This is a genomic window from Pararhizobium sp. A13 (assembly GCF_040126305.1).
Taxonomy (GTDB): domain Bacteria; phylum Pseudomonadota; class Alphaproteobacteria; order Rhizobiales; family Rhizobiaceae; genus Pararhizobium.
This window is the reverse complement of record NZ_CP149511.1, coordinates 1,013,557-1,038,199: the sequence shown is the minus strand read 5'-3', so window position 1 is coordinate 1,038,199 and position 24,643 is coordinate 1,013,557. Positions and strand designations below refer to the sequence as shown.

At 60.1% G+C, this 24,643-nt stretch carries 26 protein-coding genes and 1 pseudogene; 21 read left to right on the top strand and 6 right to left on the bottom strand.

Going from position 1 to position 24,643, the window contains the following annotated elements:
- The first annotated feature begins 744 nt into the window (after positions 1 to 744).
- From WI754_RS26560 to WI754_RS26530, 7 genes are read left to right on the top strand one after another with little or no spacing between them, the layout of a single operon-like run.
- The gene (locus WI754_RS26560; RefSeq protein ID WP_341486981.1) at positions 745 to 1,176 is read left to right on the top strand and encodes an acetyl-CoA carboxylase biotin carboxyl carrier protein subunit; all 432 of its coding nucleotides are present in this window, start codon (positions 745 to 747) and stop codon (positions 1,174 to 1,176) included.
- Positions 1,177 to 2,568 carry an acetyl-CoA carboxylase biotin carboxylase subunit gene (gene accC, locus WI754_RS26555; RefSeq protein ID WP_341486980.1) on the top strand — a complete coding sequence of 464 codons (1,392 nt, stop codon included), beginning with the start codon at positions 1,177 to 1,179 and terminating at the stop codon, positions 2,566 to 2,568.
- Positions 2,565 to 2,993: an acetyl-CoA carboxylase gene (locus tag WI754_RS26550; protein ID WP_341486979.1), complete on the top strand. Its 429-nt coding sequence runs from the start codon at positions 2,565 to 2,567 to the stop codon at positions 2,991 to 2,993. Before accC ends, WI754_RS26550 begins: the two co-directional genes overlap by 4 nt.
- Complete coding sequence (gene pxpB / locus WI754_RS26545; protein WP_341486978.1) at positions 2,990 to 3,691, top strand: 5-oxoprolinase subunit PxpB; 702 nt, start codon at positions 2,990 to 2,992, stop codon at positions 3,689 to 3,691. The genes WI754_RS26550 and pxpB overlap by 4 nt, the downstream gene beginning before the upstream one ends.
- Complete coding sequence (locus WI754_RS26540; RefSeq protein ID WP_341486977.1) at positions 3,688 to 4,689, top strand: biotin-dependent carboxyltransferase family protein; 1,002 nt, start codon at positions 3,688 to 3,690, stop codon at positions 4,687 to 4,689. Before pxpB ends, WI754_RS26540 begins: the two co-directional genes overlap by 4 nt.
- Before the next feature lie 24 nt (positions 4,690 to 4,713).
- On the top strand, positions 4,714 to 5,481 hold the full coding sequence (locus tag WI754_RS26535; RefSeq protein WP_341486976.1) for a 5-oxoprolinase subunit PxpA: 768 nt from the start codon (positions 4,714 to 4,716) through the stop codon (positions 5,479 to 5,481).
- 60 nt (positions 5,482 to 5,541) lie between these two features.
- Positions 5,542 to 6,744 carry a pyridoxal phosphate-dependent aminotransferase gene (locus WI754_RS26530; protein WP_341486975.1) on the top strand — a complete coding sequence of 401 codons (1,203 nt, stop codon included), beginning with the start codon at positions 5,542 to 5,544 and terminating at the stop codon, positions 6,742 to 6,744.
- 38 nt (positions 6,745 to 6,782) lie between these two features.
- Here the strand turns inward: WI754_RS26530 and nac are convergent, their stop codons facing one another.
- Entirely contained in the window at positions 6,783 to 7,688 is a 906-nt protein-coding gene (gene nac / locus WI754_RS26525) for a nitrogen assimilation transcriptional regulator NAC (RefSeq protein ID WP_341486974.1), read from the bottom strand.
- Between the two features lie 264 nt (positions 7,689 to 7,952).
- Between nac and WI754_RS26520 the strand changes: the two genes are divergently transcribed.
- The 6 genes from WI754_RS26520 to WI754_RS26495 all read left to right on the top strand — a co-directional run bounded on the left by WI754_RS26520 (position 7,953) and on the right by WI754_RS26495 (position 12,578).
- Positions 7,953 to 8,732: an SDR family oxidoreductase gene (locus tag WI754_RS26520; RefSeq protein ID WP_341486973.1), complete on the top strand. Its 780-nt coding sequence runs from the start codon at positions 7,953 to 7,955 to the stop codon at positions 8,730 to 8,732.
- Positions 8,729 to 9,436, top strand: coding sequence for an amino acid ABC transporter permease (locus WI754_RS26515; protein WP_341486972.1), 708 nt, complete (start codon positions 8,729 to 8,731; stop codon positions 9,434 to 9,436). The genes WI754_RS26520 and WI754_RS26515 overlap by 4 nt, the downstream gene beginning before the upstream one ends.
- Positions 9,433 to 10,191 (top strand): amino acid ABC transporter permease, encoded by a 759-nt coding sequence (locus tag WI754_RS26510; RefSeq protein WP_341486971.1) that lies wholly within the window; start codon positions 9,433 to 9,435, stop codon positions 10,189 to 10,191. The genes WI754_RS26515 and WI754_RS26510 overlap by 4 nt, the downstream gene beginning before the upstream one ends.
- Positions 10,188 to 10,952 (top strand): amino acid ABC transporter ATP-binding protein, encoded by a 765-nt coding sequence (locus tag WI754_RS26505; protein ID WP_341486970.1) that lies wholly within the window; start codon positions 10,188 to 10,190, stop codon positions 10,950 to 10,952. Before WI754_RS26510 ends, WI754_RS26505 begins: the two co-directional genes overlap by 4 nt.
- 31 nt (positions 10,953 to 10,983) lie before the next feature.
- Positions 10,984 to 11,820, top strand: a complete 837-nt coding sequence (locus WI754_RS26500; RefSeq protein ID WP_341486969.1) for an ABC transporter substrate-binding protein — start codon at positions 10,984 to 10,986, stop codon at positions 11,818 to 11,820.
- Positions 11,821 to 11,903: 83 nt separating this feature from the next.
- Positions 11,904 to 12,578: a 4-carboxy-4-hydroxy-2-oxoadipate aldolase/oxaloacetate decarboxylase gene (locus tag WI754_RS26495; RefSeq protein WP_341486968.1), complete on the top strand. Its 675-nt coding sequence runs from the start codon at positions 11,904 to 11,906 to the stop codon at positions 12,576 to 12,578.
- Between the two features lie 96 nt (positions 12,579 to 12,674).
- Here WI754_RS26495 and WI754_RS26490 read toward each other — a convergent pair whose 3' ends face one another.
- The 4 genes from WI754_RS26490 to WI754_RS26475 form a co-directional block, all read right to left on the bottom strand.
- On the bottom strand, positions 12,675 to 13,688 hold the full coding sequence (locus WI754_RS26490) for a LacI family DNA-binding transcriptional regulator (protein WP_341488014.1): 1,014 nt from the start codon (positions 13,686 to 13,688) through the stop codon (positions 12,675 to 12,677).
- Between the two features lie 120 nt (positions 13,689 to 13,808).
- Positions 13,809 to 14,831: a zinc-dependent alcohol dehydrogenase family protein gene (locus WI754_RS26485; protein ID WP_341488013.1), complete on the bottom strand. Its 1,023-nt coding sequence runs from the start codon at positions 14,829 to 14,831 to the stop codon at positions 13,809 to 13,811.
- 19 nt (positions 14,832 to 14,850) lie between these two features.
- The gene (locus tag WI754_RS26480; RefSeq protein ID WP_341486967.1) at positions 14,851 to 15,621 is read right to left on the bottom strand and encodes an L-iditol 2-dehydrogenase; all 771 of its coding nucleotides are present in this window, start codon (positions 15,619 to 15,621) and stop codon (positions 14,851 to 14,853) included.
- Positions 15,622 to 15,776: 155 nt separating this feature from the next.
- On the bottom strand, positions 15,777 to 17,099 hold the full coding sequence (locus WI754_RS26475) for a sugar ABC transporter substrate-binding protein (RefSeq protein ID WP_341486966.1): 1,323 nt from the start codon (positions 17,097 to 17,099) through the stop codon (positions 15,777 to 15,779).
- 301 nt (positions 17,100 to 17,400) lie between these two features.
- Between WI754_RS26475 and WI754_RS26470 the strand changes: the two genes are divergently transcribed.
- The 8 genes from WI754_RS26470 to WI754_RS26435 all read left to right on the top strand — a co-directional run bounded on the left by WI754_RS26470 (position 17,401) and on the right by WI754_RS26435 (position 23,979).
- Positions 17,401 to 18,390 carry a sugar kinase gene (locus tag WI754_RS26470; protein ID WP_341486965.1) on the top strand — a complete coding sequence of 330 codons (990 nt, stop codon included), beginning with the start codon at positions 17,401 to 17,403 and terminating at the stop codon, positions 18,388 to 18,390.
- Positions 18,387 to 19,682, top strand: a complete 1,296-nt coding sequence (locus WI754_RS26465; RefSeq protein WP_341486964.1) for a D-tagatose-bisphosphate aldolase, class II, non-catalytic subunit — start codon at positions 18,387 to 18,389, stop codon at positions 19,680 to 19,682. The genes WI754_RS26470 and WI754_RS26465 overlap by 4 nt, the downstream gene beginning before the upstream one ends.
- 50 nt (positions 19,683 to 19,732) lie before the next feature.
- Positions 19,733 to 20,605: a sugar ABC transporter permease gene (locus WI754_RS26460; protein WP_341486963.1), complete on the top strand. Its 873-nt coding sequence runs from the start codon at positions 19,733 to 19,735 to the stop codon at positions 20,603 to 20,605.
- A 13-nt stretch (positions 20,606 to 20,618) separates the two neighbouring features.
- The gene (locus tag WI754_RS26455; RefSeq protein WP_341486962.1) at positions 20,619 to 21,443 is read left to right on the top strand and encodes a carbohydrate ABC transporter permease; all 825 of its coding nucleotides are present in this window, start codon (positions 20,619 to 20,621) and stop codon (positions 21,441 to 21,443) included.
- A 28-nt stretch (positions 21,444 to 21,471) separates the two neighbouring features.
- Positions 21,472 to 22,473, top strand: a complete 1,002-nt coding sequence (locus tag WI754_RS26450; protein ID WP_341486961.1) for an ABC transporter ATP-binding protein — start codon at positions 21,472 to 21,474, stop codon at positions 22,471 to 22,473.
- A gap of 140 nt (positions 22,474 to 22,613) precedes the next feature.
- The gene (locus WI754_RS26445) at positions 22,614 to 23,102 is read left to right on the top strand and encodes a hypothetical protein (RefSeq protein WP_341486960.1); all 489 of its coding nucleotides are present in this window, start codon (positions 22,614 to 22,616) and stop codon (positions 23,100 to 23,102) included.
- Between the two features lie 252 nt (positions 23,103 to 23,354).
- Positions 23,355 to 23,645 carry a ribbon-helix-helix domain-containing protein gene (locus WI754_RS26440; protein ID WP_341486959.1) on the top strand — a complete coding sequence of 97 codons (291 nt, stop codon included), beginning with the start codon at positions 23,355 to 23,357 and terminating at the stop codon, positions 23,643 to 23,645.
- Complete coding sequence (locus tag WI754_RS26435; RefSeq protein WP_341486958.1) at positions 23,632 to 23,979, top strand: type II toxin-antitoxin system RelE/ParE family toxin; 348 nt, start codon at positions 23,632 to 23,634, stop codon at positions 23,977 to 23,979. The genes WI754_RS26440 and WI754_RS26435 overlap by 14 nt, the downstream gene beginning before the upstream one ends.
- A gap of 523 nt (positions 23,980 to 24,502) precedes the next feature.
- Here the strand turns inward: WI754_RS26435 and WI754_RS26430 are convergent.
- Positions 24,503 to 24,610: pseudogene (locus tag WI754_RS26430) on the bottom strand (UTP--glucose-1-phosphate uridylyltransferase); the annotation flags it as partial.
- Positions 24,611 to 24,643 lie beyond the last annotated feature (33 nt).

Below are 24,643 nucleotides of genomic sequence, written 5' to 3'. Positions count from 1 at the left end.
TTAACAATTGTCAGTCTTTGGACCCAGGACCGTTGGGCGGTATTCCTGGCGCACATTTTATCCAATATCGCCGTCCATGTTCTTTCGGCCACATCGCATTGTGAACCATAGCCCGGTCTGCGCAATCTTCGTTTCATCTTATTTGATAAAATATTCACAAAACTGCACTGCGTGTGAGGGGTCTGGATGGCAATCGCCGGCGAAGAGGCAGGTGAACGTCGCATGGTGTTGCGGCGGTCATGTTTTCTCCCGCTTTTGACTGACTGTTTCCGCAATGTTTTTAGATGGCCGCGTTCGATAAACGTATAGGTCAGGACCAACAAACTGAAAAAACTCGGATGACGACTTCGAGCCCAGGACGGACCTCAATCAGCCGGTCGGTGGCTTGCCGGTGTAAACCCAATCCCGTCGAAAGCCCGCTTGTAGGCGGACCGCGCTTCGCCGCGGGCGACATAGGCGGCCAGGTTCGGATTTTTCGTTTGAGGGGGCCCGGTTGCGCCCACTGAATTTGGATGAGTCAGGTCACTCACACTATCCGAGCTCTGATTTCTTCGTTCTCGCCGGATTTAGCGTCTTCGAACGCCAGACCCATTGGTTGGAATCTCAAATAGAAATTCGTCGGTCCATTGAAAGTTCGTCTGACCCCATCTGAGGGTCGGTCATGCTACGGAAAGCAATCGCTGATCGCGGCTCTGCACACATTGCATCGGCTGCAGGAAAGCGTTCCGAATACCGAGTGGACTCATGGACCTTTCGAAAATCAAAACCCTGATCGATTTTGTCGGGCAATCTAAAATCACCGAACTGACCGTCTCAGAAAAGGAGACGACGGTTCGGATTTTCCGGACGGCCACCTCCAACGAAGGGGTGCCGCTCGTTTCGGTGGATGAAGCGCCCACTGATATCTCACGAGGCCCGCCGACCGCATCCGCCGTCGACCCTGGACTGGTCGTGACAGCGCCAGTTTACGGGGTCCTTCATGCAGCGCCTGCGCCGGGAGAAAACGCCTTCGTCAAGCTTGGCGACGAGGTCGAAGCGGGACAAACGCTCTTCATTATCGAGGCAATGAAAGTCTTCAACAAGATCGCTGCGCCGCGCTCGGGACGCCTGACGCGCCTGACCGACATCGATGGCGGCGAAGTTGAGGTGGGCGATATGCTGGCGGAGATCGCCTGAATGGGCAAGGTGCAGGTCAAGGTGGCGGAAGTCGACCGTCAGTTCGAGGCAGTTCTGATCGCCAACCGCGGTGAGATCGCGCTCAGGATCCAGAGAGCCTGCCAGGAGCTTGGCCTGAAGACCGTCACTATCTGCTCGGAAGCGGACCGTGACGCATCCTATGGCAAGTCTTCCGATGTGTTCCTCTGCATCGGCCCCTCAAGCGCCGGTAAAAGCTACCTCAATCAGGATGCCATTCTCCTGGCCGCGCGCCTGTCCGGGGCGGGTGCGATCCATCCCGGCTATGGGTTTCTTTCAGAGAATGCCGCTTTTGCGGAGGCGGTCAAAAAGGCCGGCTTGGTCTTTATCGGACCGGACGCGCGATCGATCGCAACCATGGGCGACAAAATTTCGGCAAAAAGCGCGATGATGGCGGCCGGAGTGCCCTGCGTGCCCGGGCCAGACACCGCGCTTCCGGACGATCGCGATGCTGTTGAGAAGACCGCCTCGGAGATCGGCTATCCGGTGATTATCAAAGCCGCCGGCGGTGGCGGCGGGCGGGGCATGCGCGTCGTAACGGAGGCCGACTCGCTGCATGAAGCGATCGCGTTGACTCGTGAAGAGGCTCGGCAGGCATTCGGCTCACCGGCGCTCTATATGGAAAAGTTTTTACAGCGTCCCCGTCATATCGAAATCCAAGTGCTTTGCGATACCCATGGCAATGCCGTCTGGCTTGGACATCGCGACTGCTCGATGCAGCGCCGTCACCAGAAGGTGGTGGAGGAAGCGCCGGCGCCAGGGATCCCTCCGGAACCGATCCGGCAGGTCGGCGAAGCCTGCGTCGAGGCCTGCCGGCAGATCGGCTATCACGGCGTTGGTACTTTCGAGTTCCTCTATGAAGATGGCGCGTTCTATTTCATCGAGATGAACACGCGGCTTCAGGTCGAGCACCCGGTCACGGAGATGACGACAGGTCTCGACATCGTTCAAGCGCAGATCAAAGTGGCCCAAGGCAGGGCTCTGGACATCGGCCAGAGCGAGATCAAAAGCGACGGCCATTCGTTCGAGTGCCGGATCAATGCCGAAGACCCCGCGACGTTTATGCCCTCAGCTGGTGTCATCACCGCCCTGGAGTTACCCAATGGTCCGGGCATCCGTGTCGATACCCACGTGCAGACTGGCTACAAGGTTTCGCCATACTACGATTCCTTAATCGCAAAATTGATCGTTCATGCCGCGACTCGCACCGAGGCCATGGCCAAAATGCGCGATGCACTGGCGGACATTCGTCTCGACGGGATTTCTACCAATATCCCATTCTTGCGCGCTTTGTTCGAGGACCACGAATTCGCACGGGGCGAGACGGACATTCATTACCTCGAAAAGTGGCTGAAGCAGCGGAGCGCGTCATGAGCGAACTGGACTTCAGCGACCCCGCCACGATCGCTTGTCTGGCCGCAGCGCTTGAAGCCGCTGGTGTGGATGGACTGGAAATCAAGCAGCCGGCCCGTCAGCTGCGGATCGTGCTTGCCAGGGGCAACCGTCCTTCCATACTCCTCTTAGAAGAGGGGAAGCCGACCGCTCCTGCGACGCCGGCCGTTCTCATCAAGGCACCGATGGCCGGTTATTTCTGGGGTCACCATCCGTCGCGTCCGCCCGCGGCCAACAATGATCGGCAAATTGTGACGCTGGCGGAGATCCTTGGCTTCATCCGTGTCGGGCCCATCCTACTTCCGGTTAAAGCCAACCAGCCAGGCATTCTGTCGAAGTGCTTCGCCGCGCATGGTGCGATGGTGGGGTTCGGCGACTCTCTCTTCGAAATCGAGCCTTATCCATGATCGCGTCGTTGAAACCATATGCGCCGGAGATCAAACCGTCCACATTGGGCCGCGCGCGCATCTCTGCCATCGGCTCCCGAGCATTTTTGCTTGAAGCTCCCGGCGATTTTGATCTTGTTGCCCAGCGTCGCATTTGGGCACTTTCGAAAATCCTCAAGAGCTGGGAAGATTTGTCTGAAATCGTCCCGGGGATGACCAATCTGCTCGCCGTCCTCAAGAAGACCCCGGAAGATCCAGATGCAGTCGTGAGGCGTCTGCTTGAGGCCTGGGACGGCGCGCAAAGCCTGGATTTGAAGGGAAAGACGATCGAGATCGCCGTTCACTATGGTGGTGAACACGCAACCGATCTCGCAGCCCTGTGTGATCTTTCCGGTCTCCGTGACCGGGAGGTCGTTCGCATCCATCACGAAGCGACCTACAGGGTCTTCGCCTTGGGAAGCGCACCCGGCTTTGGCTATCTCCACGGCCTCGACCCCCGGATACACATGCCCCGGAAGACCATACCCTCCTTGAAGATGGCTAGGGGCTGCGTGACGATCGGCGGCATGCAGACCGGCGTGGCCGTTCTCACCGGGCCGAACGGGTGGAACTCCATAGGCTTTGCCGATTTGCAGATGTTCGATCCCACATCGCCGAACCCGGCAATCATGGCGCCGGGCGATATCGTGCGCTTCGTGCCTGCGAGGATCGAACTATGATCGAGATCGTCGAGACTGGCCCATTTAACACCATCCAGGATCTCGGCCGGCCGGGTTATCGGGATATTGGCGTAACCGCGAGCGGCGCCATGGATCCACTCGCCCTGAAGGTCGGCAACATACTCATTGGCAATGACGAAGGTGCGGCGGTGATCGAGGTGCAGACCTTCCCCTTCCGCGTGCGCTTCGCTGGCGACGTTATGTTCACTGTGACAGGCGCGGAATGCAACGCGACGCTCGATGGCATCGAACTGCTGCCTTGGTGCACCCAGACCGCCAGATCAGGGCAGATGCTTGTTCTGCCAATGCCGCCAGCATCGGCGCGCCTGTACATCTGTGTGGGTGGAGGAGTTGACGTCGCGCCAATCATGGGGTCGCGAAGCACGTCGCTTCGGGGCGCCTTTGGCGGAAATGCCGGTCGTTCGCTGGCCAATGGTGACGTCGTGGCGGTTGGAGAGGCATTCGATGAAAGCCTGATGCCGAAAGACGGTATGGCCGTCGTCCCGCCGGCATCGGCGCTGTCCGAGGTCTTTCCTTCGAGCACGGACGGGACGTTGCTGATCCGCGCTCTGCCGGCCGGGGAACACGATCTGTTTGGCGTCGACGCCGACCGGTTCTGGAACCAGACATGGAAGATCTCCTCTCAAAGCGACCGGACCGGCTATCGCCTCTCAGGAGACCCAATCAAGCCGATGGCGCCGTTGGAAATGCGCTCGCATGGCATCGTGCCGGGCGTCATTCAAGTGCCGCCCGGCGGCGAGCCGATCGTTCAGATGAGCGACGCCAACACGGCTGGCGGATATCCGAAGATCGCAGGCGTGATCGAAGCCGATCTATGGCGGCTCGGCCAGGCCCGCATCGGTAGCCGGTTACGGTTTGTCCGATCGACACATGCCGAAGCGCGAGAGGTCGATCGGGCGGTCGACGATTATATCGAAGATGTGCGCAGTATATCGCAGATGGTGAAACGCGCCTTGAAGGCCATGGCTCAGCGCTAACCAGCCTTTCAAAAGGAATATCCGATGAAGATCGACCTGAATTCCGACATGGGCGAAGGATTTGGCCCCTACCGGCTTTGCGACGACGAGGCGATGATGAAGGTCGTCTCGTCGGCCAACATCGCCTGCGGGTTCCACGGCGGCGATCCTGACACGATGGCGCGTATGGTGCGTCATGCCAAGGCGAACGGCGTCGGCATCGGCGCTCACCCCGGCCTGCCTGACCGGATGGGGTTCGGCCGCCGCGAAATGCCATTCGGCGCCGACGAACTTCGCCAGCAGATGCTCTACCAGCTGGGTGCGCTGGCGGCCATTGCAGGGAGCGAACATATGACCGTGTCGCACATTAGCTTTCATGCGGCGATGGGGAACATGGTCAATCGAGACCCGGTGCTTGCCGACCTCATAATGGATGCCGTCAGGACGGTGCACCCGAACCTTATCGTCTTCGCCATGCCAGGAAGCGAGATCGAACAGGCGGCCAAGCGTGCCGGCTTGAAGACCCTCGCGCTCTTTCTGGCTGATCGCGCCTATGACGCGCAGGGTAGGTTGGTTACCCGTGGGCTGCCCGGCGCCGTCATCAAGGAAGAAGCCGCAGTGCGAGAACGGGTGCGACAATTTCTGCTCGAAGGCTCCGTCAGGACCGTCGATGGCGGAACGATCGCCATCCCGGCACGCTCCATCCTTGTCCATAGCGATACGCCAGGCGCGCTCGAGCTCGCACGGATTGTGCGTAGCGAGATCGAAGCCACCGGCGCGACTATAGCTCCCGCCGCCGAGATCGTCGGCTGACGAGCTTCAGGCCGCGCTGTGAATCGCCCTCAACTCCAATCCATATCGAGAGTCACGTTCATGCCTGCAATTGCCGAACGCCTGAAAAACGTTTCCATTTCAGCCTCCGCCGCGATGACACAGCGCGCCCGGGACCTTGCCGCCAAGGGCGTGAAGGTGGTCAGCCTGTCATCCGGAGAGCCGGACTTCCCAACTCCGATCCATGCAATCGAGGCTGCCCATGCGGCGGCTCTTGCCGGCGACACGAAATATCCGCCGATGGACGGAACGCCCGCCCTGAAGGCTGCTATCGCCAACAAGTTCAAACGGGACAACAATCTCAATTACGATGCCAGTCAGATTGTCGTTTCCGGCGGCGGCAAGCAGGTGATCTTCAACGCAATGCTGGCGACCTGCAATCCCGGCGACGAGGTGGTTATTCCAACCCCATCGTGGGTCAGCTACGCCGACATCGTCAAATTTGCGGGCGGCATTCCCGTTCCGGTTGCTTGCCCCCAGCAAGCCGGCTTCAAGCTGCGCGCTGAGGACCTTGAGGCTGCGATCACGCCCCGCACCAAATGGCTCTTCTTGAATTTTCCGAGCAATCCGACCGGCGCTGCATGTTCCCGAGCCGAAATGGCCGCCATCGCCGAGGTCATGCTGCGCCATCCGCACGTCTGGATCATGACCGATGACATCTACGAGCATCTGGTCTACGACGGTTTCGAGTTCTGCACGATCGCAGAAGTGGAGCCTAGGCTCTACGACCGGGTGTTGACGATGAACGGTGTCTCCAAGGCCTATGCCATGACTGGCTGGCGGCTTGGTTTCTGCGGTGGTCCGAAAGACCTGATCGCCGCGATCAGCAACGTCAACGGCCAGAATAGCGGTGGCATCACGACGGTGACCCAGGCCGCAGCAACGGCCGCGCTGAAGGGACCGCAAGACCTGCTAAAGACGCGGGCCGAGATTTACAAAGAGAGGCGCGATTTCGTCCTCGGCAAGCTCGCCGAAATCGAGGGGTTGCGCTGCCATAAGCCGGAGGGCGCCTTCTACATTTTCCCGAACATTGCCGAGCTTATCGGCAAGACCAGCAAGGGTGGACGAAAGATCGAGACGGATGTCGATTTCGTCATGGCTCTGGTGGATGAACATCATGTCGCGACCGTTCAGGGCGCAGCCTACGGAATGAGTCCCTTCTTCCGCATTTCCTATGCCACGAGTATGGAGCAATTGGCGGAAGCATGCGCGCGGATCGCCCAATTCTGCAAGGATATGAAATAAGAAACGAGATCACCCCTTCGGCGCCGCTGCACTGCAGCTTAGGGCCGTAGCCGCGCTGTCAGCTCCAGAAGAATATCTTTGACGGCAACCGCCGATTCCGACAATGGCGTCTGGTCCGACACGCAGAGCGAAAGCGTCTCCTCGATCTTTGGGGAGACGATCCGACAGATCAGTGGCTCGCTCGATTCTGTCACGATCCGATCGGCGATGGCTTTCGGCATGATGGTTGCGCCGAGACCGCCGCTGACGGCGCGTGTAAGCGTCCTTACGATCTCCACCTCACCGACCACCTTGAGATTGGTGCGCGAACGCGTGAACGCCGTATCGACCGCACGACGGACGAAGTTGTAGGCGGGCGGTAGCAAAAACGGCATCCCGTCCAGTGCAGTGACCGGCACCGGCTTGTTGTCGGCCTCGATCGCAAAGTCCCGGTGCGCGACGAGAAAGAACTCCTCGCTGAGGAGCGGCTCGAAACGGACGCCTTTGATTGGCCCGGATCCGTGGATAAGAGCCATTTCAAGTCGGCCGTTCATGATCATCTGGCTATAGGTCTGGCCAACGCTTTCGGTGAGATGCAAAAGGATGCCCGGATGGCGCTTTCTTGTCTCGGCCAGCAAATCGACGGATAGCGTCGCGGCGCTGCTGAAGGGCACCAGCCCGACCGACACACGTCCGGCCAGAGAATTGCCCGCAGCTGACGCATCTGCCTGTGCCTGCTCCATCTGCCGCAGGATGATCTGCGCGTGACGGTAGACCGCATGCCCGGCATCCGTCATGCTGACGCCCTGCTGGCTGCGGATCAGCAGTTTCTGGCCAAAATGCTCCTCCAGCGAAGCCAGCTGCTGACTCAAGGCCGGTTGCGCAATGTGCAGGATATCCGCGGCGCGGGTGATGCTGCCGCTATCGACGATCACAATGAATGATCTGAGACGCCTTATGTCCATCAGGGTTTATGATCTTGAACCGTGTGCATCTGGCCATGTTACAGAGCCACAAACCTTTTGCAACTGGACGGTTACGCCGAGGCTGTCGGCGATCGGCAGCTTCGCGGCGAGCCGACGCGGACGTTCGCTGCTGACCCCCTGAATGCCGGTCGCAGCGGCGATAACAACGCTCCATAAGGCTTGCTTATTGCTCCAGAGATAATCGGTCTTAGGCAGGGCCTCAAAGCTCCGCTAATGTTTCACAAAATACAAGGGGAACAATAGATGCCATTTTCCGACTACAAGACCGCTCTCGTAACCGGTGCATCTTCCGGTATCGGTGCTGCTGTGGTGGAACGGCTCCGCCGCGAAAATATTGAGGTTCATGCGATCGCGCGCAGCGCCGAGCCGCTGAAGCGGCTTGCGGAGCGTACCGGCTGTATTGCGCATGTGATCGATGTCACCGACCGTCAGGCGCTGGCAGAACTCACAAGCCGTGTCGGCTTCGACATCCTCGTCAACAATGCCGGCGTCGATCGGCCCAAGAAATTCCTGGAGGCGGACGAGGGCGACATCGATCTCCTTGTGGACGTCAATCTTCGCGCCGTCCTGCATCTCTGCCGGATGGTCGTGCCAGGCATGGTGGCGCGCGATTGCGGCCATGTCATCAACATCTCGTCGATCGCCGGTGCCTACAATTTCGGGGGCAATTCATCCTATCACGCCACGAAGGCCGGTGTGAGCATGTTGTCCAACCAGCTGCGCCTCGATGCGTTCGGAAAGCGGGTGAGGGTGACCGAGATCTGCCCCGGCCGCGTCGCGACCGATATTTTCGCTCACGTGCATGGGGATGACCCGTCCATTCGGGAACGCTTCATAGATGGTTTTGAACTGCCCCAGGCGGCCGACATCGCCGATGCGATCGCCTTCGCCATTGCCGCACCGGTGGCCGTGAACATCGGTCACATGGAGATCACGCCGACGCTTCAGGTTATGGGCGGGTTGCAGACGGCCAAGCCGTCAACACCCCGCCCGGCTGCTTCCTCGAAAGGATCAAAGCCGTGACCGGGTTCGATCTTTCAGCTATCCTGACCAACCCGGACTATGTCGCGATGCTCCTGCACGGCATCGTGATGACCTTCGTCATCGCGATCGGCTCCTGGTTGCTGGCGATGACGCTGGCCATCCTGCTGCTTGCGCTTCGCTTCTCCCCCGGCCGCTTCGGCAATTCGTTTGTCGCCGGCTACGTCTCCTATCACCGCAACGTGCCGACGCTCGTGCAACTGATGCTGTGGTACTTCGGCATCTTCACGCTGATGCCAGATTGGCTGGCCTATTGGCTCGCGAGCCATAATGCAGAAGCGATTTTTGCGGTCATCGGGCTTGGGCTCTGCCAGGCTGCCTATTTCAGCGAGGATTTGCGCTCGGGCCTTCGCTCGGTCGGCCCGGGACAGATGGAAGCTGCTCGGGCACTCGGTCACGGTTATATATCGGCGATGCGCTTTGTCTTGATGCCGCAAGGGGTCCGCAACGCCCTGCCGCCGTTGATCAACCACAGCGTTTCGCTTTTCAAGAACAGCAGTCTGGGCATCGTGATCGGTGCGTCCGAGCTGACACATGCTGTCAAGGAGATTGAGAACCTCAGCTTCCAGACCTTTGAGATCTATCTGATCGGAACCGTGCTCTACCTGTTCTTCTCGCTCCTCATCATGGCCGGCGGCGCCTATGTGACCATGCGCGCCGATCCAGCCTGGAGGGCACGGGCATGATTAACGACATCCTCGCCATCATTCGCGATTACTGGCTCCTGCTGTTGATCGGGCAGTTTCCGAACGGTCCGCTGGGCGGTCTTGCCAACACATTGATCCTGTCGGCCTTGAGCATCGCTCTTGCATTTCCAATCAGCATCTTGCTGGCGCTGGCGCGTCTGTCCAAATGGCCGATCCTGCGTTGGCCGGTCACAGTACTCGTCTACGTCACTCGTGGCGTGCCGCTCCTAATGCTCATTCTCTGGAGCTATTTCCTGGTTCCCCTGCTGACGGGCGCCGATGTGCCGAGCTTTGTGACGATGCTGACAACACTCGTCGTCTATCAAGGCGCCTTCCTCAGTGAGGTTGTGCGGGCAGGGATCGTCGCGCTCGGGCACGGGCAGATGGAAGCGGCCAAGGCTCTGGGTCACAGCTATTTCGGTGCGATGCGCTTCGTGATTTTGCCCCAGGCGCTCTACAACATGATCCCGAGCATCCTGTCGACCTTCGTCTCGACGATCAAGGATACGACGCTCGGCTATGTGATCAACGTGCCGGATCTCACCTTCGCCGCGAGCCAGGTCAACAACCAACTCCTCACGCAGCCCTTCCAGGTCTTTCTCATCCTGGCGATCGTCTACTACGCGATCTGCTGGAGCTTGACCCACGTCGCCCATCGTCTCGAGCGCCGCATTGCCCGCAGGCGCGCCGGCCTCACTGGCGCCCGCCCCGCAGGGGTGGTCGCGCTCGCAAAAATCGTATCGGAGCAGCCATGACCACGTCAGAATTGCCGCAGGATTTGCATGCGATCAAGATCTCGAAGGTCTCCAAGCAATATGGCGACTATCAGGTTCTGAAGGAGATCGACGCTCAGGTCACCCGAGGCGAGGTCGTGGTTATTTGCGGACCGTCCGGCTCTGGGAAATCGACGCTGATCCGCACGATCAATCGTCTCGAGGAGATCAACAGCGGCTCGATCTCCTTCGATGGCCTTAACATCCACGCGCCGATGAAGACCCGCGAGCTCAACCGGTTGCGCAGCCGGATCGGCTTTGTGTTCCAGAGTTTCAATCTTTTTCCGCACCTCTCCGTTGTCGACAACGTTTCGATGTCGCCAATTCGGGTGAAGGGCGTCGCGCCGGACGTTGCCCACGCCAAAGCACTGCTCCTTCTCGAGCGCGTCGGGCTGGCTGACAAGGCCAATGCCTATCCCGGTCAGTTGTCCGGCGGGCAGCAGCAGCGCGTGGCGATTGCCCGCGCACTCGCCATGGAGCCACCGGTCATGTTGTTCGACGAGCCGACCAGCGCGCTTGACCCTGAGATGGTCGGAGAAGTCCTGGCCGTCATGAAGAGCCTCGCCGCCGAAGGTATGACCATGCTTTGCGTGACCCATGAGATGGGTTTCGCACGCGATGTCGCCGATCGGATCTGGTTCATCGATGCCGGCCAGATCCTCGAAATGGCGACGCCTGAAGAGTTCTTTGGCAACCCCCGCCATCCCCGCGCTCAGCGGTTCCTCGCCGATCTGCGGCACTGACTACGTCAATAATAACCAAAGGAGAACAGCAATGACCTTGAAATGCATCGCCTTCAGTTTCGCCCTCGCGGCTACCGCCGGGATCACGCCCGCCAAGGCCGACCGGCTGGACGACATCATGTCCGCCAAGACGCTCCGCTGCGCGACCTTCGCCGACGTGCCGCCCTTCGCCTCTCCCGATCTGCAGACCCGCGAAATGGCCGGCTTTGACGTTGATCTGTGCAATGCGATCGCCAAGCAGCTCGGCGTAAAGGCCGAGGTCAAGCCCGTCTCCGTCGAAGCCCGCGTGCCGGAAGTCAAGCTCGGCCGTGTCGACATAACTGTCGCTAACCTCGCCTACACTCAAAGCCGCGCCGAACAGATCCAGTTCAGCGACCCCTATTACCTCGCAAAGGAAATGCTGATCGTTCCGGCCGACGATCCAGGCCAGACCAAGGCCGATTTTGCCGGCCAGCGCATCGCCTCCACGAAGGGCTCAACCTCCGAAATGTCGATCAAGCTCAATAAGTCCGAGCCACTGACGTTCCAAGACACCGCATCGGCCTACCTTGCCGTTCAGCAGGGCAAGGCACGCGGCATGGTGGCGAACACGATGACCACAACGAAGTTCGTCAACGAGTCCCAGGCCAAGGGCAAGAAGATGCGGATGATCCAGGATCCGATGCTCTTCCAGCCGATCGGTATTGGCATGGCAAAGGACCAGCCGGCCCTGACTGCCAAGATCAACGAAGCGCTCCACGCGCTCGATGAATCCGGTGAGATCAACAAGATCTGGGACAAGTGGCTTGGTCCGACCACCGAATACAAGATGACCCGGACTGACAAGGTCGTCCCGCTCTCCGAGCTGAAGTTCGACCCGATCCCGTAAGACCCGCTACTCAGCAACCGATCCGTCTAAAGACTTGAAGCGGCGGGCTTTGCCCGCCGTCATCCTTACCCTTGGGAGGTTTTATGATCCACATCAAGAACATTGCCGAACGGCCCAGCCCGGCAGACATCGACGCCATCGCAAAATTCTCGCCGGCGACAATTCATGAGGCGCAGGGCCGTCGCGGTGCATTGTCGTCCCGCATCAAGCCCGTCGACTACCGCATGAAGCTATGCGGCCCCGCCTTCACGGTTAAATCGGCGCCGCGTGACAACATCATGCTGCAACTCGCCATCAACTACGCGCAACCCGGAGATATCATCGTCGTATCGGCGGGCGAATACGAAGAGGCCGGATCTTTCGGTGATGTGCTAGCCAATGCCTGCCTGGCTAAGGGGATTGGTGGTCTTGTGACCGACACGGGCGTACGCGATACGCTTCAGCTCCGCGAACTTGGTTTTCCGGTATTTTCCTTGAGTGTGTGCATCAAGGGAACGGTCAAGGAAAGCCTGACGGCCTTGAATGACCCCATTATCGTCGGCGGCGAGCTAATTAATCCCGGCGACATCATCGTTGGCGACGCGGACGGGTTGGTGGTGGTTCGCAAGCAGGAAGCCCAGGACGTCGCAAAGCTCTCGCAGGCACGCGAAGATGCCGAAGCCGGTTACATTGCGGCTTACAAGCAAGGCAAGTCGGTGATCGAAGTCAGTAATCTGGATGCAGTGCTCAAAGCCAAAGGACTGGTTGTCAGCTCCTGACGCTCCAAGTCAGGCCGGCAGTTTGAAGGCCGTTCAAGACAATCCCGGCAGTCGGGCAGCGAAAGGGATTCCGAAGCTCAATCAGGCCACTACAGACTACGCCGACTTTCTGAGCATGATCTCAGCGCTGAGCAGTGTGCGCTCGGAAACCGCTTGTCCCGAGGCCGGTGCCTCGCCCACCTTTTGAAGCAGCAGCTCGATCGAAAGACGGCCGATCTCGTTATAATTTTGGGCGACCGTCGTGATTGGGGGGCAGGCGTAGCGGGAGAGGGGATGGTCGTCGTGGCCGGCGACGCGGATATCGCACTCGTTGCCATGCCCGACTTTCAGGCCGATCTCATAGGCCGCTGCAATGACACCGAAGGCCAGCCGGTCGTTTGCGCAGAGGATGGTCTTCGTCGGCAGCGGTGTTTCCTGCTGGAACAATCGACTTGCCTCTTCGAAGGCGAAGCGTTCGAAATCCCAGGTGGCGGCATCCGAGATGTCGATGATCCGGGGCTCCAGGCCGAACGATTGCATGGCTTCGATGTAGGCGGCCCGTCGTGTCGTGGCGTTCGTATTGACATGCGGCATGCCAAAATAGCAGGGCGGCTCGCCGGAGCGGCAGAGGTAGTCGACGATGAGGCCGAAGCTCTGCCGGTTGTTGGTGCCGACAAAGGCCGACTGCTCGTCGAGTGGTGAATCGACGTACACGAGCGGAATGCTCCGGCCGAGCTCCTCGAGCGTCGCGTGATGCGACTTGATCCCGAGCGGGGCGATGATGGCGCCGGCGACGTTCATCGACTTGAACGTCTGTATAGCCTGATCCTCCATCTCGGCCTTGCCATCGGAGGAGAGGACGAAGGCGAGGAAGCCGGCTTCGTTCGCGATCAGTTCGATCCGGCGGGTGAGGGCCATGTAGAACGGATCGGCCGAGTTGGGGATGATCACGCCGATGATGTTGCTGCGCCGGCGGTTCAGATTGACGGCGAACATGTTCGGCCGGTAGCCGGATTTCTTCAACGCCACCTCGATCGTATCCCGCGTCTTCTTGCGTACGGAGAAGGGGTCGTTGAAGTATTTGGAAACGGTTGGGCGAGACAGACCGACGAACTCGGAAAAATCTTCCATAGTTCTGATCTTCTTCACCTGTAACCTCCGCGACTCGGCGAGCTGAGAATGGTCTCGTTGTACTGGACGCCGCGCCGTAGGCAAGATGAAAGCGTGCGGCGCTACTCCTCGCTTGCCTCGTCACGCGCCAGCGGCGAACTGGACTTTCATCGTGGCCACATCACTGGATCCCTTTGACAGGAAGGGCAGGATCTCGGCGAGCGGCAGGCGGTGTGACACCAGACGCGCCATCGCACCGCTGCCAGCCTGGTCGGCCGTGAGCGTTTCCAGCGCTTGTGGAATGTTCCGGTTTAGCGAATGCGACCCCACGACCTTCAACTGTCGGCGAAAAATCTCGAACGGCGCGATGGCGATCCGCGCATCCGGCGCGCAGACGCCGAAGACGAGTATCGTGCCGCCATCGGCCGTCAGGTCGATCATACCTTCGACCACACGGGGGATGCCGGTGGCATCGGCAACGAAATCGAATGTCCGGTGCTGTTCCGAGAGCGCGGCCGAGCCCGACACCGCCGTTTCGAGGCCGAGCGAACGGGCAAAATCCAGCCGGCTCTCGTTAATGTCGGCGATGGTCACGATCTCCACACCCCGCGCCTTGAGGGACAAGGCGAGCAGGAGGCCGATCGGCCCGGCGCCGAAGACCAGCGCAGTCTGCGTCCCCGTCGGACCGGTCTTAAGGCTGGCGCTCGTCAGCCCGTTGACGACGCAGGCGAGCGGTTCGGCCAGTGCAGCGACATCGAAGGGGAGGTCCCCAATCGGGTGAAGATGCGTGGCCATCAGGGCGCTGTATTCGGCAAAGCCGCCTGCCTGTGTCACGCCATAGGCACCAAGATGGGCGCAGAGATTGGTCAGGCCCTTCCGGCAGGCCGGGCAGTCGCCGCAAGGGAGGTTCGGATCGACCGCGACGCGGTCGCCGGGCTTGAGCGACGTGACGTCTTCGGCCACGCGCTCGACGGTGCCGGCATATTCATGGCCCGGCACGAGAGGAAAGCGGCCTTCGCCGTATCGGCCGTGCAGCACGTCGATGTCGGTGTGGCAGAGCCCGGCCGCCTGGACCTTGATCAGCGCATGTCCCGGAAGGAGTTCCGGCATCGGAATGTCAACCGACGCCGCGAGGCCCTTGGCCGTATAGTGGATCGCCTGCATGGTGGTCATCGTCCTTGTCTCAGTTCATCCAGTTTCCGCCGTCGACATTGTATGTCTGGGCGAGGATATAGTCGCTGTCGGCGGAAGCCAGGAATACCGCGAGGCCTTTGATGTCGTTTGGCGTGGCGAAGCGGCCGATCGGGACGGATTTGGCGACGGCCGCCTTCTTCTCTCCCGGCTTCAGGCCTTCCCACTTGGCGAATTCGGCATCGACGACATCCCAGTGTTCACCGTCGACCACGCCGGGAGCGATGGCGTTGACCTTGATGCCGTGCTTCACGAGGGCGAGCGCTGCCGACTGCGTGGCGGAGATAATGGCCGCCTTCGAGGCGCAATAGAGAGCGACCAGCGCTTCGCCGCGACGGCCGGCCTGGCTCGCCATATTGATGATCTTACCGCCGCGACCGCGGGCAATCATCACGTTGGAGACCGCCTTCATCATGAAGAGGGGACCCTTGAGGTTGATGCCGAAGACCCGCTCATAGCTGGCTTCCGTGATGGCGTTGATCGGCGCCATGTCGAAGATCGCGGCATTGTTGACGAGAATGTCGATGCCGCCGAAATCCTGGTCGATCTTCTGCACGACGTCTTCGATCGCGGAAAGATCGGTCACATCCAGCGCAATGGCGAACGCCGCAGGCCCGATCGACGATGCGGCATCGGTGGCGCGTTGAATGTCGATATCGGCAATCACCACCGTAGCGCCTTCCTTCACGAAGGCTTGCGCGAAGCCGAGGCCGATGCCACGTGCTCCGCCGGTGATCAGCGCAATCTTGTTCTGCAATTTCATAAGTTAGTCTCCGGTCGAGCTTCGGTGTCGAGGAAGGTAAAAAAGGGGACCGGCTCCCGTGGTGAGGGGCCGTATCGCTGACGGAAGATCCGGCAGACAGGCTGCCGGACCTCCTCCGGGAGGAACCCGCAGCCGGGGCCGCGGGGTAGAAACACTTACTTGATGTAGCCGGCGCGCGTCATGTCACGCTCGACCTGTGATTGGGCGGCGTCGAGTGCCGCATCGACTGTCTGCTGACCGGCAAGCGCCGAGGCGATCTGCTGACCGACCACAGTGCCGATCGTCTGGAACTCAGGGATCGCCACGAACTGGACGCCGGTATAGGGGACCGGATCCTTGGTCGGCCTGGACGGATCGGCCGACATGATGGCATCGAGCACGGTCTGGGCGAACGGCGCCGCCTTCTGGTACTCCTCCAAAGCATAGGTCGATTTGCGGGTCCCGGGCGGAACTGCAACCCATCCTTCCGACTGGCCGACCATCTTCACATAGTCCTTCGAGGTCGCCCATTTCAGGAAAGATTTGGCGGCTTCAGCCTTTTGCGACGTCTGCGGAATGGCAAGGTTCCACGACCAGGACCAACTGGATCCGTTGGGCGTTTCGGCGACGGGTGCACGGCTGAATGCAATCTTGTCCGCAACCTGGCTCTGCTTTGGGTCGTAGACGCGGCCCGCTGCCGAGGTGGCATCGATCCACATCGCGCAATGGCCGGTGGAGAAGAGGGCCTGGTTTTCGTTAAAACCGTTGGCGGTTGCGCCCGGAGGGCCGAAATCCGTCATCAGCTTGACGTAGTCGTCGACCGCCTTCTTCCAAGGTTCGGAGTTGAGCTGAGGCTTCCAGTCCATATCAAACCAACGGCCGCCATAGGTGTTCACCATGGTGCCGAGGAACGCCATGTTCTCGCCCCAGCCGGGCTTGCCGCGCAGGCAGATGCCATATTGCTGCTTCGACTTGTCGGTGAGCTTGGCGGCAAATTCCTTGATCTGGTCGTAGGTCGGTTGCTCAGGCATCGTCAGGCCCGCAGCGTCGAACAGATCCTTGCGATAGAGCGTGAAGGAACTCTCCGTATAGAAGGGAACGGCATAGAGCTTGCCGTCGATACTCAAACCCTTCTTGATGGGATCGAGGAGGTCACCATAATCATAGTCATCGCCCAGATCGTCGACTGCCGTTAGCCAGCCGGCCTTGCCCCAGATGGGTGCCTCATAGCCGCCGATTGTCAGAATATCGTACTGACCGCCTTTTGTGGCGATGTCCGTCGTCACGCGCTCACGCAGCACGTTCTCCTCGAGAACCACCCAGTTGAGCTTGTTGCCGGTTTCCTTTTCCCAGGTGGTCGACAGCTTCTGCATGATGATCATGTCGCCATTGTTGACTGTGGCGATCGTCAACTCTTCCGCCTGCGCAACGCCGGCCAAGCTGGCGACCAGGCCCACGCCGACGACGGACGACAACAGAATTGCAGTTTGTTTCCTCATTTTCCCGCTCCTCCTTGACGGATGTCCACGTATAACACTACACGCGTAAACTTTTTATCGATCTAACCATAAAATCTGTCAAGAGAAAAACGGTGGCTACTGGGTCTAGCAAGGCTAGTGGCCGGAAATAGCACGGATATTTCGTTACATTCGTGAAGCCTTTGCTTGCGATACGCAGTTTTTTGCGCCTCGCAGCGTAAGTTTACGCATGTAAAATATTGTTGACATTAAACTTCGCTTTGGCTACTGGCGAGAGGAGAAATGGCGCCACTCTTGCAGCGGCCAATGAGCGGAGGTGAATGTGACCGGTACTGCGAAAGGGCTTGCGCCCGAAGCTCTCGGCCCGACGATCACGATCGGGGAAATTCTCGTGGAGATCATGGCGACGACAGTCGGCGATGGCTTTCTCGAGCCGCAGTCCTTGATGGGCCCCTATCCGAGCGGCGCACCGGCGATCTTCATAGATCAGGTCTCACGGGTCGGCGGGGCGGCGGGTATCGTCGCCAGTGTCGGCCAAGATGATTTCGGCCGGTTGAATATCGAGCGCCTGGCACGCGACGGTGTCGACGTCTCGGCGATTTCCGTCATCGACAAACCGACGGGCAGCGCGTTCGTCCGCTATCGTCAGGATGGCGCACGCAATTTCGTCTTTAACATCGCCCATTCGGCGGCTGGCGATATTCGCATGACGGATGCGGCGCACGCCCTGATCGCGCGGGCGGGGCACGTTCATGTCATGGGATCGGCCCTCACCATCCCCGGGGTCTTGGACATGCTGTCCATCGCGACCGCCTCTGTTAAGGCGCGGGGCGGCTCGGTCTCGCTCGATCCGAATATCCGTGCCGAACTCCTGATGGATGCCTCGGGGCAAAGCCCGCTCGCCAAAATCCTTGCTGCAACAGATCTCCTCCTTCCCTCAGGCGAAGAGCTTTTCGTCGCCTCTGGCCATTCTGACGAAGCCTCTGCCACGGCCCATCTGCTCGAGTCCGGTATCAGCGAAATCGTCCTGAAGCGGGGTCGCGACGGGGCAACCTTCTTCGGCCCGGGCGCACACCGCATCGATGCGCCCGGCTTCCATGTCAAGGAAATCGACCCGACGGGCGCCGGCGATGTCTTCGGCGCCACCTATCTCACATGCCGGCGTATGGGCATGGCGCCGGATCGCGCGCTTCTCCTCGCCAACACCGCCGGCGCCCGCAGCGTTACGCGCCAGGGGCCGATGGAGGGTGTGTCCAGCCTTGCCGATCTCGACACCTTTCTCGCCTCCGCCACAACGGGAGTTCTAGCATGACCGATCTTCTCCTGCGCCTTGCATCCGCCCGGCGCGACAGCACGCCCTTCGGCATCACCTCCGTCTGCTCCGCCCATCCGACCGTGCTCAGAGCGGCGATCCGCCGGGCCGCGCGAACGGAGCGCGAGGTGCTGATCGAGGCGACCTGCAACCAGGTCAATCAGTTCGGCGGTTATACCGGCATGACGCCGGACAAGTTCGTGGATCTTGTCCGCGCAATAGCCGCTGAAGAAGGCGCTGATGCTGCGAAGATCCTGTTTGGCGGCGATCATCTCGGACCCAATCCCTGGAAGCGGGAGGCTCAGGAAAGTGCGATGGCCAAGGCCGAAGCCATGGTCGAAGCCTATGTGAGGGCAGGCTTCACGAAAATCCATCTCGACGCGTCGATGGGCTGCGCTGGCGAACCGGCAGCGCTCGACGACGCGACGATCGCCAAGCGGGCCGCGCGACTGGCGCTTGCTGCCGAGACTGCCGCAAAGTCTGCCGGACTTGTGCCGCCGGTCTATATTTTGGGAACGGAGGTTCCAATGCCGGGCGGCGCCGATCACGTGCTGGATCACGTCGAACCGACCGCGCCGGAGGCCGCACAAGCGACGATCGCAGTTCATCGCGAAGTCTTCCAGGAAGCCGGATTGGCAGACGCGTTTTCGCGCGTCATCGCTTTCGTCGTTCAGCCCGGCGTCGAGTTCGGCAGCGAGAATGTGGTGGCTTACGAACCGGCACGGGCCCTTCGCTTGGCCGCGTTGCTTAATGAGGAAACGCAGTTCGTTTTTGAGGCTCACTCGACGGATTATCAGACAGCGGAGGCGCTGCAGGCGCTGGTGCGAGACGGCTTTCCGATCCTCAAGGTCGGACCCGGCCTCACGTTCGCCTACCGCGAAGCAGCCTATGCGCTCGACCTCATTGCCTCGGAAATCGTGGCTGGCTACGGCGACCGCCCGCTGATGCGGACCCTCGAAGCCGCAATGCTGGCCGAGCCCTCAGATTGGCACGGGCATTATCACGGCGATGAAACTGCCCTGCGTGTCCAGCGCCATTACAGCTACAGCGACCGCGTCCGTTACTATTGGAATCTGCCCGAGGGGCGCGCGGCCGTTCATCGTTTGAACGAAGCGCTGCGGGACGTGGCGATCCCCGAGACATTGATGCATCAGTATCTGCCGTTGATCCCGGCTCAAGCTGCGCTAACACGCGATCCGGAGGCGATCCTGATCGCCGCTGTGGACATGGTGCTTTCGATCTATGATCAGGCCGCCTCTCCGTCCGGCGAGTCTGCGGATCGCTTGGGATAGACCAAAAAACCGGATCGATTGAACGGCTAGGAATAGGGAGGGTTGTTCCAATGGCGACACAGAATACGCGGGCGCTTGCGCGCCTCATGGTGGCCCCGTCGGTCGGGCTGCTTCTGATCTGGATGATCGTGCCGCTGGCGATGACGCTGTGGTTCTCGTTCCAGAACTACAATCTGCTCAATCCGGGCAATGTCAGCTTCGCCGGCCTGTTCAACTACCAGTATTTCTACACGGATCCGGCCTTTTTCCAGTCGATCTGGAACACGCTGGTCATCGTCGTCGGCGTGCTGTTCATCACCGTCATCGGCGGGGTGGCGATCGCGCTCCTGCTGGACCAGCCGATGCTGGGCCAGGGGATCGTGCGGATCATGATCATCTCGCCGTTCTTCGTCATGCCGCCGGTGGCAGCCCTGGTCTGGAAGAACATGATCATGCATCCGGGCTATGGCGTGCTGGCCGATATGAGCCGGGCGCTCGGCCTGCAGCCGGTCGACTGGTTCGCGCAGTATCCGCTGTTGTCGATCATCATCATCGTTGCCTGGCAGTGGCTGCCGTTTGCAACGCTTATTCTTCTGACGGCGCTGCAGTCGCTCGACGGCGAGCAGAAGGAAGCCGCCGAGATGGACGGCGCCAATTTCGTCAACCGGTTCATCTACCTGACGCTGCCGCATCTGGCCCGCGCGATCACCGTCGTCATCCTGATCCAGACGATCTTCCTGCTCGGCGTCTATGCGGAAATCCTCGTCACCACCAATGGCGGACCGGGCTACGCCTCCACCAACCTGCCGTTCCTGATCTACCGCACCGCGCTGCTCGGCTACGACGTCGGCGGTGCCTCGGCCGGCGGCATCATTGCAGTCATCCTCGCCAATATCGTCGCCTTCTTCCTGATGCGCGCCGTTGGCAAGAACCTCGACAGATAAGGGAGGCAGGACCATGGCCCGCGCAGTCTCGACCAGAAGAACCGTCGCTTTCACCATCGCCGCATGGATCGTCGCGCTGATCATCTTCTTCCCGATCCTCTACACGATCATCACCAGCTTCAAATCGGAAACCGAAGCGATCCAGGGTTTTAGCCTGATCCCGTCGGGCACCGTCGAAAGCTATGTCGAGGTGCAGACCCAGAAGGACTACTTCAAGCCGTTCATGAACTCGGTCATCCTGTCGGTCGGCTCGACCTTGCTCGCGCTGTTGATCTCGGTGCCGGCGGCCTGGTCGATGGCGTTCTCGCCGACCAAGAAGACCAAGGACGTGCTGATGTGGATGCTCTCCACCAAGATGATGCCGGCCGTCGCCGTGCTCGTGCCGATCTACCTGATCTTCCGCGACTTCGGCCTGCTCGACAGCCGCATCGGCCTGACCTTCATGCTGACCATGATCAACCTGCCGATCGTGATCTGGATGCTCTATACCTACTTCCGCGAAATTCCGGGCGAGATCCTGGAGGCGGCGCGCATGGACGGCGCTTCGCTCTGGGGCGAGATCATCTACGTGCTGACGCCGATGGCGGTGCCCGGCATCGCCTCGACGATGCTGCTCAACATCATCCTTGCCTGGAACGAGGCCTTCTGGACGATCCGTCTGACCACCACCAACGCCGCACCGCTCACCGCCTTCATCGCCTCCTTCTCCTCACCGCAGGGGCTGTTCTGGGCGAAGCTGTCGGCCGCCTCGACGCTGGCGATTGCGCCGATCCTGATCATGGGCTGGTTCAGCCAGAAACAACTTGTCCGCGGCCTGACCTTCGGCGCCGTGAAATAACTGACGAAAAGACTTGGGGAGAGCACGCATGGGCAATATCACACTGAAAAAGGTCAACAAATCCTTCGGCGCGACGCAGGTCATTCCGGGCATTGACCTCACGATCAAGGACGGCGAGTTCGTCGTCTTCGTCGGCCCCTCGGGCTGCGGAAAGTCGACGCTGCTGCGCCTGATCGCCGGTCTGGAGGACACCACCTCGGGCATCATCGAGATCGACGGCCGCGATGTCACCGGGGCGGCACCCGCCAAGCGCGGTCTTGCCATGGTGTTCCAGTCCTATGCGCTCTATCCGCATATGTCGGTGCGCAACAACATCGCCTTTCCGCTGAAGATGGCCAAGCTCGATCACGGCGCGATCGACAAGAAGGTGACGGAGGCGGCGCGCGTCCTCAACCTGACGAATTATCTCGACCGCCGTCCGGGCCAGCTATCGGGCGGCCAGCGCCAGCGTGTCGCCATCGGCCGCGCCATCGTGCGCGAACCTTCGGCCTTCCTGTTCGACGAACCGTTGTCCAATCTTGACGCTGCGCTGCGCGGCACGATGCGGCTGGAGATCAGCGAACTGCACCATCAGTTGCAGACGACGATGATCTACGTCACCCACGACCAGGTCGAAGCCATGACGATGGCCGACAAGATCGTCGTGCTCAATGCCGGCAACATCGAGCAGGTCGGGTCGCCGCTCGATCTCTATCACCGGCCGGACAATCTCTTCGTCGCCGGCTTCATCGGCTCGCCGCGGATGAACTTCGCGACCGGCGAATTCTCCAAACCGTACAACGCCCATACCATCGGCGTCCGCCCCGAACACCTGCAATTGTCGACGCAATCCGGGACATGGCGCGGTGTGGTCGGCGTCGCCGAACATCTCGGCTCGGACACCTTCCTGCATATTCATGTCGAGGGCATCGGCCTGGTGACGGCCCGCGTCGGCGGCGATTTCGGGGTCAACCATGGCGACCAGGTCTTCCTGACGCCCGACGAGGGACGCGTTCACCGTTTCAATGACAAGGGACTGGCAATTCGATGACGTGTCTCGTCTTCAGAAGCCATTCGCGCTGAAGCGCGGCGTGTTGAGCTCTTGGCAGATCGTCGGTTCTGTCAGCAAGGACGGAGTGGATGGTTGTGGATCACGTTTGATCACGCAGGCTCACGGTTCTCGAAATCGAAGTGCGCGGCAAGCGCGGTATTGGCTGGCGCAAATCCATGCCGGGGGCAGTGAAGCCTTACGAGCGGTTGCGCGATCGGCTCAAACCGGTACGCAAGAAGGACGACGCGGGTGAGGGGACGATTGTGATGAAGTCGCCGCAGCCGACCGACCCTGTGTTTCCCGGCAATTATCTCAAGATGTTCAATAACCTTTTAGATGATCAGAACCTCAAGCTGGACCGCGACGGAAAACCTCGGGCGGCCTACAGCTTACGTCATACCTATATCTGCCTTCGCCTCATGGAAGGTGCTGATGTTTATGCGATTGCCAAAAATTGCCGCACCAGCGTTGAAATGATCGAAAAATTCTACGCGGCGCACATCAAGACCACGCTGGACGCTTCCGTGATCAAGGCGAGAAAGCCCAGGCGGGCCAACTGTGATCGGAAGGGAAACAGGGCGGCGACACCGCCGCCCGCGCGAGAGATCCGGCGCGCTACGGCCCGGTAGACACCCGAAGGGGTGTCGCAGCGAACCGCTTGCCGGTTCGCCAGCGCCCGCTTGGCGGGGCGCTCAAAGGGGTTTAGCCCCACTCGTCCGGTCACTCAGGTTCGCCTTTGTGGCCGGATATTCTTCATGCGAACGCCCGGTCGACCGATCGATACCATTCTTCCCGGCAGACTGATGTAGGATAAAATTCCTTGATGTCAGGTCGGATTTTATGCTACTTTCCATAAAAGACAGCGAGGAAAGGTTTGAAACATGCAGACAGCTGAGAAAGTCAGCATTACGATGACCCCGGAAATGCTGCGCGTGATCCGAGAAATCGTCAATGCTGGAGAATATGCCTCCACGAGTGAAGTCGTCCGCGATGCGATGCGGGTGTGGCAGCGGGATCGTGAAGAGCACGCCGAGCGGTTGAATGCTATTCGTTCCCGTGTACGGCATTCCTTTGAAGACCCGCGTCCCGACCTGAACGAAGACGAAGCCAGCGCAGCGCTTGAGGCCATCCTTGCCAAGGTAGATGAAGACCTCGATCGTGCGGCGTCTTAAGGTCCTTTACCGTCCCGAGGCGATTGCCGATCTTGGGGAGATATATCGGTTCGTGGCGATGCGCGGCCAGAACCGTGTCATTGCGCGGGATTTCGTGGAGCGGATCAAGGCTCGATGCAGCCGTATTGGAAACGCCCCGCTTGGCGGGATATCCCGTGACGATCTGGAGTCGGGCCTGCGCACTGTGCCGTTCGAGAAATCCGCCGTAATCGCCTACAAGGTGGAAAAGGATGCCGTGCGCATCGGTAACATTTTCCACGGGGGCCGCGACTTTGAAGCGCTGTACCATGGCCGGCCACTTGAGGATCGCGATGACGAGGAGGCTTCTTCTTGAGCCCTGAGGACGATGATTTTTTCCCGCCGGAGTATGTTGCGGCCAACAAGGCACAAGCGACGGAGCTGAGGCCACAAGCGGCCGAACATGGCCTACGCTTCGAGGGGTATCTTGTCCCGCTCGGTTGCCAAGTGGGTCCTAGCCGAAGTTGAGCAAGGCCATTTCCGTGATCCCTCCGAAGCTCTATTCGTCGCCATGCATGCAGGCCTATCCGGATTCGCGCGAAGAGCTATTGAGGCGTGAGATCCGCAAGAGTCTGGCTGACGAAGGTCCAGGTCTCTCGGGCGACGAGGTTCTTGCCAAGCTACACGAGCGCATGAAACGAGCAGGTGGCCACAAGCCGCCGATGTGGCGGAAGGTCCCGTTTCCGTCATAGCCGCCAGATTAGGACGCGCATGGTCATATCGTGATCTGACTTGATACCGTCTGTGGTGTCGCTGCACCGATGTTCAGTCCTCATTCAAATGCCCTCATCTCCCATCTGGTTGTCAATCGGCGTCCAAAATTCACCCCTTATTGGCGTCCGATCGACGATAGGGCGCAATTCTTTGGGAACGCTCTTGGTTGCCGGCAGCATCCTTGTTCCAAAACCGCCGGCGGGGATGATGGCCTTGCGGACTTTCTTGTGCATTGTAGGTAGCCTCCAGTTCATACGACTTTGCGA